This window comes from Haloarcula rubra (assembly GCF_019599465.1).
In the GTDB taxonomy this organism is placed as follows: domain Archaea; phylum Halobacteriota; class Halobacteria; order Halobacteriales; family Haloarculaceae; genus Haloarcula; species Haloarcula rubra.
Genome location: NZ_RKLR01000006.1, coordinates 62007 through 78030, shown reverse-complemented (window position 1 = coordinate 78030; position 16024 = coordinate 62007). Strand labels below are relative to the sequence as shown.

The following is a 16024-nucleotide window of genomic DNA, read 5'->3' as shown; positions in this document are numbered from 1 at the left end:
ATCACCCCTGATATAGCAATAATGGAAACAATTTACACACCGACTGCACTGCAGTCGTGCGGTCGGGTGTGTATCGATATTCAATGGCTTCTATAGGATCGACCACAAATCAAGGTGAGACTGTGTAACCCAATAAGTCCGAGAAAGAGCAGCGACTCTTGAATACTGTTGAGGCCAGTGATTAGTAGTGGTATGTAAAACAGTGGCAAGACGATCGAAATCCAAAAGAAAACGCGTAACAGGGCTGTTTTCACGGCGTGGAGGATAGTGGTGACACTTTGTAGCGAGAGGTGGTCCAGAACACTATCTTCTTGCAGATCGATCGGCCCCGACATATAATGGGTACTCTCGCAACCCACGGTTAGTAATCCACTCGCTACAGGATCGTGAGGCCACAGTATCCCATTTCTACAGGTGGCGCAGCCCGAGTGCCGCGAGGGCGGCGACATCTCCCCCGACGGGACGGCGACAGGACGCTTACGGACGCGACGGTGGGAGTGCACGCAACGAGCGGGGTGGGACGAGGAAGTGTCCTCGCGACAGGACATCGATTCGAGCGCTGATACCGCTCCGGGGGTGGTGGCCGTCGGTCCCCTCGGTGTCGTCGTGGTCACGAAGCACGCCGTCGAGGCCGGGGTCGTACATCGCGTCGGCCACGTCGAACCAATCTGAGATGCCCTCGACCAGTCCGACGAAGCTCAGCCCGCCCTTGCCGCCAGCCACGGTGATGTCGCCGTCGCGACGGAGCAACTTGACCCCGAAGTCGTCGTCGCGGGCGCGGGAGACTTTCTGTGAGTGGCCGACGACCCCCTTCTCGCGCGCGTCGGCCTCGGTCTGGTCGGTCAGTTCGTCGGACCATTCCGCACCGTCTTCCCGCCCGCTGCCTTCGCCGAGTCCCTCGCCGAAATCACCGACGTCCTCGGGCGTGTAGTCGGGGGCGAACATCTCCTGAACCCGTTCGGCTTCGGTCCGTTCCTCGTACCACTCCCGCAGTTTCAACCGGAGTTTCGAGACCATCGCCACCGTCCCGTCTGCCCACGGGCCCTCGGAGATGGTGACGCGCCGCTCTGGCGGGATGCTGTCGGTGTAGAGGGAGTCATAGCCCATCGAGAGCGGCGACGTCTCGTCGATGTGTTCGGCGACGTCGTCGGCGAGACGCTCTTTGGGTAATCCCGGGCCGGCGAAAACCGATCGTCGCTCCGCTACCACACAGAACTCGGCGAGCGAGTCTTCCACCGACACACCGTTCACTGTGTCGGCGTTCCCTTCGAGCGCCGCTTCGGCTGCCAGGACCACCGATGCGCGGTCGCTCGCGAGTTGGAGGAAGACGTCTTGCCGGTCCATCTCGGGGTCGTTGTAGGGCGAGACCGCCCGTGGATCGGTAATGTCGACGCCCTTGGGCTGGCCGGTCGAGTGGCGCTTGAAGTAGGCCGGTGAGTACCCGACGTTGAACAACAACCCCTCGGACTGGTCGTAGGCGAACGCGTCTTCGAGCTGGCGGAACGACGCCTCCATCCGGGCCCTGTCGGCGTCGATATCGTCGCCGATATAGTCGAGCAACAGGACGAGTTGGTGTGTCGGTGGCGCGGGGTTCCCGTGTTCGTCTGCGTATCCCGCGTCCGACCACAGGTGCTGCTGTGGCGGTCGGTTCGACGGGTCACCGTCCGGAGACGTCGTCGACGGGTCGCTTCCGTCGGCTTCGACGCTCATAGCGGCCGTCAGTGCGCTCATCCCACCGATAGCGACGGCACTTTTCAGGAACGCCCGGCGGTCGATACTCCGACCCGACGACCACTGGTGTGTCCGCTCCCCCTCCACCGGGTCCTCTGGTGCCTCCGAATCTCGGTCATCCGTGTGGAATGGGCATCCTCCCATGCCACCGCCTCACAATCAGTTCACTTACCTATTGGCTGTTTATCATATCGTAACCAGTCAATCAATCCCTGGTAGACACCGTCTATGGGCGATACTACGGAGTAGCCAGTGGGACGTGGCGGTGACGAATCACCGCCTCCTTCTCAGAGTCGGTTACCGGACCGGAGTCCAACCTGTCCATGGTCGTGTTCATGTGGCGGCGTCCTATCGACCCATCGCCGTCGTCGCTGTTCCGTGTCTAGCTTGCGAGGCTCGCCTGTTCGAGGAACGGCCGTGGGTCAGGCAGTAGACACGCTGACGATAATCGCGCCCTCGTTCTCGTAGACTATCTCGTAGCGGTCGGCGGCCACCAGCGACGAGCGCATCCGGTCGCTCTGGGTGTGGTCCATGCCGCGGACGGTGTAGTGACCCTTCGGTACGTAGACGTAGTCCGGCGAGTGACCGTAGGCCTGGAGTTTCGCAGTCAGGCAGGGTGCGCCCCCGCACTCCGAGATAGACTCGTACAGCTCCAACTGTGACTGGTAGCGCTCGGGCGTGGTCCACTCGACGCCCCACGGTCCGACGAGGATGGTCCGGTCGGTGAGTAGCGGGAACCACTCTGCGGCGTCGCCGAGGACGACGAACGAACTCGACGGCGCGGTGTTCTGTTCGGCCCACGCCATCGCTTCCTCGTCGGCCTCGTCCATGAACGACGGCATCGTCGTGCTCCCGGCGTGAGAGTTCGAGGCGCTCGCGACGAAGGCCGTCCCCAGTCCGACCGCACCCAGTACTAGCACCCCGGCGACGAGCAGACTCGCGGTTCGCTGGCGGCCGACCGACAGGTCTGACTGCCGAACCCGAGGCACGACGACGTCGACGAGGAAGACAGCCGTCAGCATCGACCCCGCGAGGAACTGGAACCGCGGTTTGCCGACGACGTAGCCGAGGCCGAACAGCCACGCTGGGAGGAACCACTGCCGTCGATACAGCGCGTACCCCGTGCCAGCGTAGGCGCCGACGTAGTACAGCGCCTCCGTGTCGAAGTCCATCAGGTAGACGAACTCCGAGAGGAGTCGACTCGCACCGCCGCCGAGCCCCGAGTGGGTGCCGGCGGCGGCGGTGAAGATGCCGACGCCGTGGTGCTGTATCACTTCCAGCCACCACGGGGCCGCGAGCAGGAGGCCGCCGCTGGCCACTGCGGCACCGGTCACGAGTCCGGTCAGCGACCGGTCGAAGCAGGCGACGAGCAGGAGGTACGTCAGCCCGAAGACCACCGTGTACGTCGGGTGAGTCAGGACCGTCAGACCGAAACAGACGACTGCCGGAACCAGCCACCGTCGGTCCTGATGGCGAAACAGTCGAAGCCCGACGTACGTCCCGGTCAGGACCAACAGGAGTCCCATCGCGCGGACGATGCCGCCAGCAGAGAGGTGCCACTGGAGCGCCGCCGGCGTCACGGCGAAGAGGACGCTGGCGAGCGCCGCCCGCCGGGGCGAGGCGAGCAGGTCCCGCGCGACGAAGTAGTACGGGACCAGATACAGGAGGACGAGGATACCGGGGACGTACCGGGCGTACGCGATGGGGCCGATACCGGTCAGGTCACGGAGGACTGCGGCGACGTAGAACATCAGCGGCGGGTACGCGAACGGGACGCCGCCCTTCGTGTATCCCGGAATCTGTTCCGGGAGCGCGTAGCCGTGCGTCCGTATCTGGTCGGCTATCTCCAGGTACAGGCCCGCACCGTAGGCTGGATAGTCGTGCGTGAGGAGGTAGGTGACGTACAGCAGCCCCCCGACGAGGAGGACGGCACCGAGCAACGGCACGTCTTCGCCCCCGAAGACACGTCTGAGGCGCCGGCTGACGCCGTCGATGAGCGGGCGGGACTCGACGCGACCGTCTGACGCGACTCGCTCGTCAGATGGGTGGTCACTCGACATGGCTCAGTCCCTCTGCTCGATGGTGATTCGGTGGTCGACGCTGGGCCGCCACGAGGACCAGTACAGTTCGACGCCCGCCCACGCGACGAGGGCGCCGACGGCCACCACGACCGCGGCCACTTCCGGGCCGCCGGCCCAGACCGGGAGGACGTACATCACGGCGTTGACGACCGTACTGCCGAGGAGGCCTTCGATGACGCCGAAGACGGCCCCGAACACGCCGGCGGTGTCGGTAGCGGTGGCGCCCGCCTCGTCACCGTCGGCCGTCTCGCTCTGCAGACCGGCTCGCTGGGCGCTCGGCCCGCCCGAACTCTCGTCGCCGGTGTTCAATCGCTCGGCCTCGTACGGGAACGCGACGTCCATGGACCAGACGACCTCGCCGTTCTCGTCGACCTCGACGACGCGGTTCCCGTTCGAGTCCGTGACGAGCGTGTGGCCGTTCGGCAGTCGGTCGGCGTCGCGAGGCCACTGGAGGCGGCCGTCTCTCCACGTCCACGACCGCTCCCACTCGCCGTCGGTCCGTTGGTACTCGACGACGCGGCCGTTCTCAGAGTCGGCGACGATAGCCGCCGGACCCCCCTCCGACTCGGGGATGTAGTCGGGGTTGTGCTGTTCGTACAGCGTCTCGTGGTCGCCGTCGCTCCCGAGCGTCTGGTTCTCTAGCATCCCCGTCTCGCGGTCGAGGAACACGACCTGGTCGTGATTCCTGATACTGACCATGATGCGACCGTCCGAGAGCACCTCGACGTCGTTGATGTGGGTCCAGTCCTCGGGGTAGGGGCCGCCCGACTCGTCGGTCTCGAACTCGCTCTGTGCGCTCCACGCCCACGTCGTCAGCCCCGTCGTCGTGTTCACGACGAACACCCTGTCCTTGGCGATGTCGGCCACCACGACGTGGTCCTCGTCGATGCGGTCGGCGTCGTGCCACCGGGTCGAGTGCTTCCCTTCGGTGACGCGGCTAAAGACGCGCTCCGTCTCGCCCGTCGAGAGGTTGACCCGCTCGACGACGTTGCGCGTACACACTGTCTCGCCGCCACACTGCTCGGGCGTGAGGTGGTCTGCGGCGACGTACTCGACGGTCATCTCTGTGCCAGCTACCGGGTCGACGTCCCAGTATCGTGTGTGTGAGTCGTTGTAGTACTGGACCGCTCCGTCGGGACCGACGGCGATTATCTCGGCTTTCGCCCGTGGCCCCTCTTTCCCCCGTCCGAGCCACGAGTTCGAGTCGGTGGTTATCACTGTCACGCCGTCCCGGTGTTCGGCGACGTCGTTCCCCTCGGCGAAGCGGGTGGCCGTCGCTGTCTGGTCCGACGCCGTGTAGCCTGTCGCCACCGTTGCCGCGGAAGCGACCACCAGACAGACGAAGAGCAACCGCAGACCGGATTTCAAACCGTTCACTACGTGCGTATGGTGTGGACAGGCGATTTATTATATAGACAGTAATGAATTCGCACCACTGCGGCGGCGTCACTCTAGACTGCCTTACCGAGCGACACGTCGAACTACTACGCGTGAACCGACCGGTCTCGATTCTCCCGACCGGTGGTCGGAAACGGTACGTTAACCGACGTGACAGACCCCTGCTTGGCTTAGCGGCGAAATAATAACACGATAGCATACCTAGCCGTGATACAATGGAGGGTAGCGACCGGTCACGGTCCGTGCTACTGGTCCTCGCGATACTGCTCGCCCTGTCGGTGTTCGGACCCGTCTCCCCCCTCGTCGAGCGCGGGCCCACGGAGAAAAAAACCGTCTCGGACGTCGGCTTCGTGGAGCCAGACGAGGACAGTTCGGCCCGACTCTGGCCGTACACGAGCCGTGGCCACTCGTTTAGTCAGGCGACGCTGCCCATCAACGCCATCGTCCACACGGATGCCACGACGGTGTACCAGTTGCTCACGTCCACACCGTCCGGCGAAACCCGGTTGTACTGGAACAAGACGGCCCAGACGTGGGAGTCAGGGTCGGCTGGTCAGGGGAACGTGAGCATCAACGGTACGGGCGTCTACTGGAGCGAGTCGACGGGGTCAGAGCGGTACACGTTCGTCATGACCAACACGTCGAGTCGGTGGGCCGACGCGACGTACCAGATTCACGACGGCACCTACTTCGGGTCCCGGTACCACCTCAGACTGTACGAGGGTGGGTCCGGTACCGAGGAGTGGACGGCGATTCAGGCCCACCACGAACACTGGGACTGGTTCCGACTGAAACACAACGTGGGGAGTCTCAGTCGCGCCCAGCACCACCTCGAACGTGACTTCCTCGGTACCGGGGTCGTCAGGGAGATGCGCCGCGAGCGCTGGGGGAACGGCGGCGCTATCGACGCCGACGGGTGGGTCACCGTCATCGAACCGCGTCGGCGAATCGCGTTCGGCCCGCAGTACCGACACGACCGGCCGAGCGCACTTGCCCCGCTACTGTTCTTCCTTCCGGCGTTGGCTCTCGGTGCCGCAGGCTCGCTCTCGAACCTCACCGCTGACGCCCGCGCGACGATTCATAGAGTTCGAGAGAGCCGGTTCTCGCGCTACCACGCCGCCCTGTTCCTGTCGACGCTTTCGCTCCCACTCGTCGTCAGGACGGGCGCTATAGCTGCCGAACGCGCCTACCCAGCGGCGCAACCCCAGGTCGTCGGCGCCCCGTTCTACGTGTTGCTCGTCGCGGGACTGCCGGCCGCTGCGGTCGCGTTCGGGCGACACCTCCGGACGACCGACGGCTTCACTCTCGCTGTCGCTGGCTTCGGGACTGGGATAATGGCGGATTACGCGTACCTCGGCCTGTCCGTCATCCCCTACGGCGCGCTTATCCAGCGCCTCGTTCTCCTGTTGGGTCTGGGACTCATCGGCGCAGGGGGGACCCGCTGGGCCGCCGAACGGACGACACGGTATCGCTACTGGACCCTCGGCAGTGTCATCTGGGTCACGATGCTCCTCTGGCCGCTGCTCGGCCGGTGACTGGCTCGGATTAAAGATAGCTATGTGGGCTTATTTAGCTGATAATAAAGTCCGGCGGCATCCAGTCTGCAACTACTCCATGTCTCTCCTCTCCCCTCCATCTCGGCTGCCACGTACTCCTCCAGTCAGGCAACCACGTCACGTACCGTCCGAGAGTCGAGACGCACCGGCGAGTCATGATGGCTGACGAGCGGCAGTCAGAGCGCCCCGCCGTCACCGAACCAATCGGACGGCGACGTGCCCTCGGCCTCCTCGGATCCGGAGCACTCGGCCTCCTGGGCGGCTGTTTCGGGGCGAAGGACCTGTTCGAACGGTCGGACCCGGGCGAACAACTCTCGGTCGCTATCAAGTCACCCCCGGCCGATGCGGACACGCGCGCCCTCCGTATCGCTCGGTTCCTCGCGACGAACCTCACGGCCGTCGGGATAAACGCCACCGTCGTCCCGACGCGCCGAGAGACGCTCATGCGAGACGTCCTCGTGAACCAGCAGTTCGACGTCTACGTCGCGCCGTTCCCCGAATGCGACGACCCCGACTTCCTCCGTCCGCTCTTTCACTCCCGGTACACGGATACCGCGGGGTGGTACAACCCGTTCGGGTTCGAGGACGGCGACGTCGACAGTCTGCTTGAACTCCAACGTCGACAGGACGGTGGGCAGCGCCGACGGACGCTCGGCACGATTCAGGAGAAGCTCGCACGGGCCCAACCGCTGTCTGTCCTCGCGTTCGTCGACGAACTCCGGGCGCTGTCCTCGACGGTCGGCGTCGGGTACGGCGCGGACGGCATCCACTCCAAACTGGGGTATCTCACCCTTTCCTCCGCGACACTCGATACCGTTCCGGACCCGACGGCAGGGCAGACGAACGGGACGGCTGAGACACGGACAGCGGCACCGAGCGAGACCCGCTCCCCTGCCGACGGCATCCGCATGACGCTCACCGACAACCGGGCGCTGAAGAACTTGAACCCGCTGTCGGCGGCCGCCCGCGACGACGGGGTCGTGACGAGTCTCCTCTACGACTCCCTCGGGCAACGAATCGACGGCCGGGTTCGTCCGTGGCTGGCCGACTCGTGGACGTGGTCGGACGAGTCGCCGGTCGAAGTGTCGCTCGACCTATCAATCCGCGAGGGGGCGACGTGGCACGACGGCACAGACGTCGACGCCACCGACGTCGCGTTCACGTATCGGTTCCTCTCGGATACCTCGATGGGCGCGTTCGACAGCCCAGTCCCGGCACCACGGTTCAGCGGCCGGGCGTCCCTACTTGACGCCGTCGAGACACTGGATAGCAACACCGTCCGGTTGACGTTCGACTCGGTGAGTCGCCCCGTCGCGCGGCAGGCACTCACGGTCCCGATTCTGCCAGCGCACGTCTGGGAGTCGAAGACCGGCAAAGCGCTCGTCGGTAGTATCGACACGGAGGAGACGCTCACCGAAGCGGTCGTCTGGGCCAATCGGAACCCCGTCGGAAGCGGCCCGCTCCGGTTCCGTCGGTTACAGCCCCAGGAGCGACTCGTCCTCGAACCGTTCGCGGACCACTTTCTCACCGACGTCACGGCACCACACCTGAAGCCGTTCGCGGACGGCGTCGACTACGACGCGCTGACGTTCCGGCGCGCCCCGTCCTCGGAAGCCGCTATCTCGCTGGTCCAGAACGGCGACGCCGAGGGAACCGGCCTCGGTGTCGCCCCGTCGAGCATCCCGACTATCGGGCGAGACTCGTCACTGGACCTGTCGGTGACGCCCACGCGGACGTTCTACCACGTCGGCTACAACACCCGCCGGCCACCGTTCGACGACCCGGCATTCCGTCGACTCGTCGCCCGACTGCTGGACAAGGCGTATTTCGCCGAGGAGGTGTTCGAGGGCTACGGGAAACCGGCGGCGAGTCCACTCGCCCGTCACGACTCGCTCGCGTCGCAACTGGCGTGGGACGGGCGTGACCCTGTGGCCCCCTTCTTCGGCGAGGATGGCCGACTCGATACTGACCGCGCCCGCGAGGCGTTTCGAAACGCTGGCTATCGGTACACGGCCGAGGGCGAACTGGTGGTGAGCTGAGCGTGGTCCTCCTCCAGTTCCTCGGCAAACTACTCGCCGGCGTCCTCGTGATGGTCGCGGTCGGTGGGTGGCTGTTCGTCGACCGCGAGCACGCGGCCGCGGCCTTCGACCAGCCGTGGCGCCGCCTCCGCGAGGTAACACCACACATCCTCGTCCTCCTCGGCGTACTGGCGCTGAACAGGGTCTTTCGGAACCTCGGACAGGAACTCTCGTGGATGCTGGGGTGGAACGTCACCGGACTCATCTACGCCATCGAGGGGGAGTTCGTCGCACTGGTGCAGGTGGTCGCGACGCCAGCGTTGACGGTCTTCTTCTCGTTCGTCTACCTGTACGGATACGTGTTCCTCGCGACGTTCCCGGTGGTCGCGTACTGGCTACTCGCCGACACCGACCCGATGCAGCGGACCCTCGTCGCCTACGCGCTCAACTACGCCATCGGACTCGTCTGCTACACGCTGTTCATCGCGTTCGGCCCCCGAAACCTCCTCCCGAACACCGTACAGGAGTTACTCTACGCTACGTATCCCCAGTCACAGATTCTGACGAGTACGGTCAACACCAACACCAACGCGTTCCCCTCACTCCACACCTCCGTGTCGGTCACCGTCGCGCTTCTGGCGCGTCGAACGCGAGACGTCTACCCCGGGTGGTTCAAGCTCTCGACGGTACTGGCGGGGCTCGTCGTCGTCTCCACGATGTATCTCGGTATCCACTGGGCGACGGACGTCGTCGCCGGCGCAGTGCTCGCCGTCGTCAGCGTGCGTCTCGCGGACCGGTACCACGACCTCTCGTGGGTCTGGCAAGCGTTCCCCGAACGGACACGTGTCCGAACCGCCGAGGGGCGGAACGACTGACACTGTTGGGTCCCAGCAGAGATTCTCGACTCGCTGACGCCAACCAGATGCAGTGACTCCGAGTTGGCCTGTCCCACCGCTAACTGGTGGGTAAGAGATGCGTATACGATTGCGTACTACGAATACGCTCGGCGAGCGGGCCCGTGGCTATGCTGATAAACGGCGTCGAAGTGGTAACTACGTGTGTAGCGGAAACTCACTTACCGGGGATGAGCATGCAACCGGTATGGAGGACCGGGCAGCGAATTTCCCCGAGAACGGGACCGCGAGTGGCGAACTCGGCGAGACAGCCGTCGTTGGACCATCTTCGGACCCGAGACGATCGGGGGAGAGAGCCGACGTCGACGCCGACTCAGACGCGCCCTCACGCACTATCTGTGGCGATTTCACTCTCACTCACTCTGACATCGCACTGACGGACGTCACGGCCGAGGTTCCAGATGTCACTGTCCGGCCGGAGCGGGTGGTCCCGGACGGCTCCGACACGATGTTCCTGTTCGCGGTCCACGCCGACGAGTTCGACCGCTTCGAGCAGACACTCGGCATGTCCTCGGCCGTCTCTGACTACATGCTCATCAGCAACGGGAGAGACGGCCGCTGTTACCGGGCGACCCTCGGCGAGGGGACGATGACCATCTCGCCGATGCTGACCCGACTCGGTGCTCGCACCATCGACGTCGTCGGGTCGGCGGGCAAGTGGGATGTGCGGGCGCAGTTCCGGTCCCGCGAGACGTTCCTACAGTTCCGAAGCCACTGCGCCGACAACGACATCTCGTTCAGACTCCACCGCCTCTGCTGGGACGACGGCGGGTCGGACTGGCGACTCAACGGGTTGTCGCCCGAGCAGTGGGACGCACTCTGTCAGGCCTACGAGGCCGGTTACTTCGACGTCCCGCGTGACATCTCCCAGTTGGAACTGGCCGAGCGACTCGGCGTTTCTCCGTCGGCTGTCTCCCAGCGACTCCGCCGCGCCACCAGTCAACTTATCGAAGCCCAGCTCGAGACCGACGACGCTTAATCCGGATATAGTGGTCAGCGAACCGGCGTGTCCCTGGCCGTCTCGCGCAATGACTTTTCCGACGGCGCTCACCCTGACCCCGACACACACGGGCTCGCCCAGACCATCGATTTCGCCCCTCTCGACCGTATTAATACCCTGTTAACGACTTATTTAGAACCCGATTAAACGGCTGATTGAGCCGTTAACAGAATTAATGCTGGGCTAGATAGCACTTAATACCTGCAATAAGACAGGTAAACTCTATTCTCCACATAGTCCAGACATCTATTCAGATTCATCGTGCCAAATGACTCTCCCTCTGAAATCGATGCTGGCGAACAGACGCGGTCGGACCACGACGCGACAGACGGTGTGATGCTGGGCCGACGAAAGGTGCTTCAAGGTATCGCGACAACTGCGATTGGAGGAACCCTCGCTTCCATGACCGGACGTGCGAGTGCGGAGACGACGTCGGACCGCCTCGACGAGTACTACGAGGAGTTCGGGACGGTAATCGACGTCGTCGAAGCGGGCGCCGACAACACCGGCAACGAATCCGTCGTCGACGTCATCAGGAAGTACCGCGGCGACGACACGCTGCTGGTCTTCCCGCCGGGCGAGTACTACATGGACGAACAGGTGCGGTTCACCGGCTTCGAGAAGTTCGGTCTCGTCGGGAACGACGCCACCCTCGTTCCGGCCGACTACTACGACTTCGATGGCCCACAGTACCGCCTGTTCCGTCTCGGTGTCGGCTACAGCCCCGGCAACCGACTCGTCTTCGACGGCTTCGACGTCGACCAGACCGCCCCGGATACGGGCATCCGCGTCATCGAGACCGTCGTCGACGACGGTCTCGAGGTCCGGAACATCACGGTCCACGGGGAACACGACAGCGGGACGTGGGGCCCGGGCCGGTTCGCTGTCTCTGACCCCAACGGGAGCGGCCTCGTCGAGGGCTTCGAGGTTCCAGACGGCGGCGCGTGGGAGGACGAGACGCCGAACGCCGGCAACATCTGGCGTGGCCCGACGGGTCTGCTCGCCAACTCGAACAGCGGATCGCTCACCTTCAGGAACTGCGTCGTCGGCGCGTTTCCCGACAACGGTCTCTACGCGTCCGGTGGCTCGGGCACTATCACCGTCGAGGGCGGCCACTACTCGAACAGCAACGCCGCGTCGCTCCGCATCGGCGGTGACGGGAGCAGTATCGACGGCGCCACCGTGGTCGTCGACCAGAACCGACCCCGGGACGAGTCTCACCGCGCCATCCGACTCGAGAAGGGCGGCGACATCCGCGTCGAGAACGTCACGGTCCGGAACACCGCTCCCCTCCCGAATAGCTTCGGTATCTCGGTCATGGGGACCTGTACGTCGGCCTGGATAGAGAACGCGGACATCTACGTCGCCGGCGACGAAGTGACCAACGCCGTCGTCACCTCACCCGACTGTGGTGAGGTCACGCTCGTCGGCTCACGCATCGAGATGGACACGCCCGGCGGGTTCGGCATCGAGATCAACGACGGCGACAACACCGGACAGGTGCTACTGGAGTACGTCGACTTCGTCGGCAACGTCGGCGACGAGACCGCGAAGGCCGCGATTCGCTGTGACCGAGACAACGTCCGCTTCGGTGCGGTCAACGTCGACCAGTCCGGTGGGTCGGACCGACGCGCCATCGTGAACACGGGCGACGACGTCACGATTTACAAGGGCGACTACCGTGCCAGCGAGTACCCCATCATCGACCTCGGCGATGGAACCCACGTCGAGGAGATCTACGCGAACTCCTACGGCGACTACGAAGCGTACTGTCTCTACCCCGACAGCGCCAACGTCTACCTGAAGCACAACACGCTCCGTGGCGGCATCAAAGACCACGGGTGTGACAACCTCAAGATCCTCGGCAACGAGTTCTAGACTCGACTGCCACCGAGTCTCCGACCGTCGCGCTACTGGAACTCCGGCCCGCGTGCGGTCCAGTTCTCCTGCGTCCCGGCGAGGGCGACGCCGTCGACGAAGCGGTTGTCCGAGACGATAGCCCCGTCCGTCGTGGCCCGTTCGTACTGGTACAACTGACCCCGCTTGAAGTCACAGTTCTTGAGACGGAGGTAGTCGGCGCCGTCGTCCAGTAGCAGGTCTAACCCGCCGGTGGTGTGGGTGAACGAACACTCGAGGACGTCCACCCACGGCGCGTCGACGACGAGGCCGTGGCGTTTGCCGGTCCCTGCGGGGTCGATAGTCACGTTCCAGTTCTTCAGCACGACGTTCGGCCTGTCGATACGACCCAGATGGGCGTTCGACTCCGCGCTCCCGGTATCGCTGACCGTCCAGTTGGCGGCGACGACCTGTCCGAGGGTCGGGTCTTCGCCCGTGAACGAACAGACGTGCTGGTTCGCGTGGCTCTTCACGTCGAAGTTCGTCAGGACGCAGTGGTCGACGTCGCCGTTCACCCGGACCAGTTCCGACGGCGTGGCCTGTCGTGCGACGATTTCGACGCTATCGGCGACGGCGTGGCCAGCGTCGGTCACCCAGAGGGCGGCGTAGGAGTACCCGCGGTCCTCGGCGTCGTCGTTGACGAGGTGGCACTTGTAGGCGTAGTCGCCGTCGCCCAGACGGAGCATCCCAGCGCCACAGTTCTTGACGCTCGTGTTCCGAATAGCGACCTTCCCGTTGTGGCCGGCCGAGTAGATGCCGTTGTTGACGAACCCCTCGATGTCGGTGTTCTCGACGACGAGGTAGCCTCGGTGGTGTCGTTCGATGGCCAGCCCCATCGGGTGGTCCTGTTCTTTCATGCTCGGGTCGCAGAAACTCCCGTCGGGCATCGTCACGGAGACGTACCCGCGCCCGCGCTCTGTCACGAGTGCGGGCGTGATAGAGTAGTACGGCGGGACGACGCGGTCGAGTTCGCCGACGAGCGAACAGTTGTCTATCTCGAGGGTCTCGTCGACGGCCGCGATTATCGCCGAGGCGGCCACGTCCGGTGTCCGGACGTCGAACGTGACGTCGCGCGCGACGAACACGTCGGCGTCGCCGCGCTCGCCCGTCCCGAGGTCGAGAAAGGCGGACATCTCGGGGTTCGTACAGCGGACTCGTGCCCGCGGCCGGCCGACGATACCGAACGAGTCGAACTGCCGGACGGTCACTTTCGTGTTCCACGTGTACGTCCCCTCCGGGAGATAGTAGATGGCGCCGGTGACGTCCTCGCGGTCCATGTGGCGCTGGACGAACGCACCCAAATCCGTGTCCGACCCGGGTTCGACCCCCCGTTCGCGCACGTCGACGATGCGCCAACTATCGACCGAGAGGCCGTCGGCGTCGACAGCGCCGTCGACGGCGAGCGACGGCGACGTACGGCCGTCGGTAGCCGGGCCGCTGATCGGTGCGTTGAACTCGACGGGCCCCGGCGCATCCGGGTCACTCTCCGTCACCCGCATGGCCCAGTCGTCCGCGACCGTGTCCCAGATTTCGACGGAGCCGTCGCCCGTTCCCGAGGTCTGGAGCGCCGGCCTATCGGGCGCCATCTGGATGGTGCCGACGTTCAGGATGCTGTTCCGGTTCAAGTTCAGGTCGCCGTCGAGCACCGAGGAGCCGAGCGATTCGTCGGGCCGGGAGCCACTGGCACCGGTGGCCATCCACGGCAGTCCGAGTAGGCCCGCGAGCGTCAGCACCTCTCGCCGTGTGCGCCCGTCGCCGCTAAGGCGCCCGCGTTCCCGTTCCCTCCTGCCATCATTATTCCTCAATGACATGTACCATGCAACGGTAACCGGGCTTCTTGTTATCCACAGCGTATCGCTAAATGCGAAATTAAGGTGTGAGCGGCCCGGTGGAAGGCCCTCTCATCTCCCGGTGGCTGGGTGCATTCTCGGCCGCGCTCACTGTCTGTGTAGCGACCCAGCCACCGAGTTACTCGTATCCGGGCCCTCTCGTCGTCCAGTTCACCTGCTCGCCCGCCAGCGTGGTCCCGTCCATGAACCGATTGTCGGCGACGATGGCGTTCTCGGTCGTCGCTCGGCTGTACTGGAAGAGTTGGCCGCGCTGGAAGTCGCAGTCTTTCAGTCGTAGGTAGTCTGCGTCATCGTCTAGGAGGAGGCCGAACCCACCGTCGGTGTGCGTGAACGTACAGTTCTTGATGTCGACCCACGGGGCGTCGACGATGGGGCCGTGGCGTTTCCCGTCACCGGCCGGATCGATGGTGAGGTCCCAGTTCTCCAGAATCACGTTCGGTCGGGCGATGCGGCCGAGTTGAGCGTTCGACTGCGCGCTTCCCGTGTCGGTTATCGTCCAGTTGGAGGCGACGACCTGCCCGGTGTCCTGACCGCTGCCAGTGAACTCAAAGATGTACTGGTTAGCCTCGCTTCGGATGTCGATGTTGGTCAGTTCGCAGTGGTCGGCATCGGAGTTCACCCTGACGAGTTCAGAAGGGGTGCTCTGTCGTGAGACGATTTTGATGCTGTCCGCGACGGCGTGCTCGGCGTTAGTCACCCAGAGGGCGGCGTAGGAGTACCCGCGGTCCTCGGCGTCGTCGTTGACGAGTGCGCACTTGTAGGCGTAGTCGCCGTCACCCAGACGGAGCATCCCGGCGCCACAGTTCTTGATCGACGTGTTTCGGATGGCGACTTTGCCGTTGTGTCCGGCCGAGTAGATGCCGTTGTTGACGAACCCTTCGATGTCGGTGTTCTCGACGATGAGATACCCCTTGTGCGTCCCTTCGATCGCCAGACCCATCGGATGGGACTGTTCGTTGAGACCGGGGTCGAAGAACGACCCGTCGGTCATCGTGAGGGACACGTACCCCGTCCCGCTCTCGGACAGCAGCGTCGGGACGAAGGAGTAGAAGGGTGGGACGATGCGGTCGATCTGGCCGTCGAGTTCGCAGTTATCGATTTCGAGATACTCGTCGACAGAGGCCAGAATAGCCGAGGCGGCCACGTTCTCCTTGTTGATGTCGAACGTGACGTTACGTGCGATGAATATGTCCGCGTTGTTCGACGATTCGGTGCCGAGACTGATGAAGTACGGCATATCGACGTTCGTACACCGAACCCGTGCCTGTGGCTTCCCGACGATACCGAACCCTTCGAACGACCGGGACGTGACGGGCGTGTTCCACGTGTAGGTCCCCTCGGAGAGGTAATACATCGTGCTCTCGATGTCGTCACGGTCGAAGTGTTGGTCGATAGCCGCGCCGAGGTCGGTGTCACTGCCGGGTTCGACACCCAGCTCGCCGACGTCCACGACGTTCCAGCTATCGATGGAAGCCTCTTCGATGGTCGTCCCGCCTCGGATAGTTCCGACATCGAGGATGTCGTTTCCGTTGAAGTCGACGTCGCCGTCGAATTCGCGAGCGACGGCAGTTGACTCCATG

11 protein-coding genes are annotated in these 16024 nt (G+C 64.3%); 5 read left to right on the top strand and 6 right to left on the bottom strand.

What is annotated here, in order from left to right:
* Positions 1-80 precede the first annotated feature (80 nt).
* The 4 genes from EGH21_RS24860 to EGH21_RS14960 form a co-directional block, all read right to left on the bottom strand.
* Positions 81-335: a DUF8028 family protein gene (locus tag EGH21_RS24860; protein WP_483867057.1), complete on the bottom strand. Its 255-nt coding sequence runs from the start codon at positions 333-335 to the stop codon at positions 81-83.
* Positions 336-477: 142 nt separating this feature from the next.
* Entirely contained in the window at positions 478-1875 is a 1398-nt protein-coding gene (locus EGH21_RS14970; protein WP_220619287.1) for a DUF7405 family protein, read from the bottom strand.
* A gap of 278 nt (positions 1876-2153) precedes the next feature.
* Entirely contained in the window at positions 2154-3791 is a 1638-nt protein-coding gene (locus EGH21_RS14965; RefSeq protein WP_220619286.1) for a glycosyltransferase family protein, read from the bottom strand.
* 3 nt (positions 3792-3794) lie between these two features.
* Complete coding sequence (locus EGH21_RS14960) at positions 3795-5123, bottom strand: aryl-sulfate sulfotransferase (protein WP_328765656.1); 1329 nt, start codon at positions 5121-5123, stop codon at positions 3795-3797.
* 302 nt (positions 5124-5425) lie between these two features.
* On the opposite strand from EGH21_RS14960, the gene EGH21_RS14955 reads away from it, so the two are divergent.
* From EGH21_RS14955 to EGH21_RS14935, 5 genes are all read left to right on the top strand, one after another.
* Positions 5426-6745 (top strand): hypothetical protein, encoded by a 1320-nt coding sequence (locus EGH21_RS14955; protein ID WP_220619285.1) that lies wholly within the window; start codon positions 5426-5428, stop codon positions 6743-6745.
* A gap of 179 nt (positions 6746-6924) precedes the next feature.
* On the top strand, positions 6925-8805 hold the full coding sequence (locus EGH21_RS14950; protein WP_220619284.1) for an ABC transporter substrate-binding protein: 1881 nt from the start codon (positions 6925-6927) through the stop codon (positions 8803-8805).
* 2 nt (positions 8806-8807) lie between these two features.
* Positions 8808-9659: a phosphatase PAP2 family protein gene (locus EGH21_RS14945; RefSeq protein ID WP_328765655.1), complete on the top strand. Its 852-nt coding sequence runs from the start codon at positions 8808-8810 to the stop codon at positions 9657-9659.
* A 226-nt stretch (positions 9660-9885) separates the two neighbouring features.
* Positions 9886-10677 (top strand): helix-turn-helix domain-containing protein, encoded by a 792-nt coding sequence (locus EGH21_RS14940; protein ID WP_220619283.1) that lies wholly within the window; start codon positions 9886-9888, stop codon positions 10675-10677.
* 423 nt (positions 10678-11100) lie between these two features.
* Complete coding sequence (locus EGH21_RS14935; RefSeq protein ID WP_220619282.1) at positions 11101-12576, top strand: hypothetical protein; 1476 nt, start codon at positions 11101-11103, stop codon at positions 12574-12576.
* A gap of 32 nt (positions 12577-12608) precedes the next feature.
* On the opposite strand, the gene EGH21_RS14930 is transcribed toward EGH21_RS14935, so the two are convergent.
* Positions 12609-14327: a glycosyl hydrolase family 28-related protein gene (locus EGH21_RS14930; RefSeq protein WP_220619281.1), complete on the bottom strand. Its 1719-nt coding sequence runs from the start codon at positions 14325-14327 to the stop codon at positions 12609-12611.
* 235 nt (positions 14328-14562) lie between these two features.
* Positions 14563-16023 carry a hypothetical protein gene (locus tag EGH21_RS14925; protein WP_220619280.1) on the bottom strand — a complete coding sequence of 487 codons (1461 nt, stop codon included), beginning with the start codon at positions 16021-16023 and terminating at the stop codon, positions 14563-14565.
* Between the last annotated feature and the right edge of the window lies 1 nt (position 16024).

Coding starts and splice junctions, on each gene's coding strand:
- EGH21_RS14955 (WP_220619285.1), top strand. CDS start 5,426: ATGGAGGGTAGCGACCGGTCACGGTCCGTGCTACTGGTCCTCGCGATA.
- EGH21_RS14925 (WP_220619280.1), bottom strand. CDS start 16,023: ATGGAGTCAACTGCCGTCGCTCGCGAATTCGACGGCGACGTCGACTTC.
- EGH21_RS24860 (WP_483867057.1), bottom strand. CDS start 335: ATGTCGGGGCCGATCGATCTGCAAGAAGATAGTGTTCTGGACCACCTC.
- EGH21_RS14970 (WP_220619287.1), bottom strand. CDS start 1,875: ATGGGAGGATGCCCATTCCACACGGATGACCGAGATTCGGAGGCACCA.
- EGH21_RS14940 (WP_220619283.1), top strand. CDS start 9,886: ATGGAGGACCGGGCAGCGAATTTCCCCGAGAACGGGACCGCGAGTGGC.
- EGH21_RS14950 (WP_220619284.1), top strand. CDS start 6,925: ATGGCTGACGAGCGGCAGTCAGAGCGCCCCGCCGTCACCGAACCAATC.
- EGH21_RS14935 (WP_220619282.1), top strand. CDS start 11,101: ATGACCGGACGTGCGAGTGCGGAGACGACGTCGGACCGCCTCGACGAG.
- EGH21_RS14965 (WP_220619286.1), bottom strand. CDS start 3,791: ATGTCGAGTGACCACCCATCTGACGAGCGAGTCGCGTCAGACGGTCGC.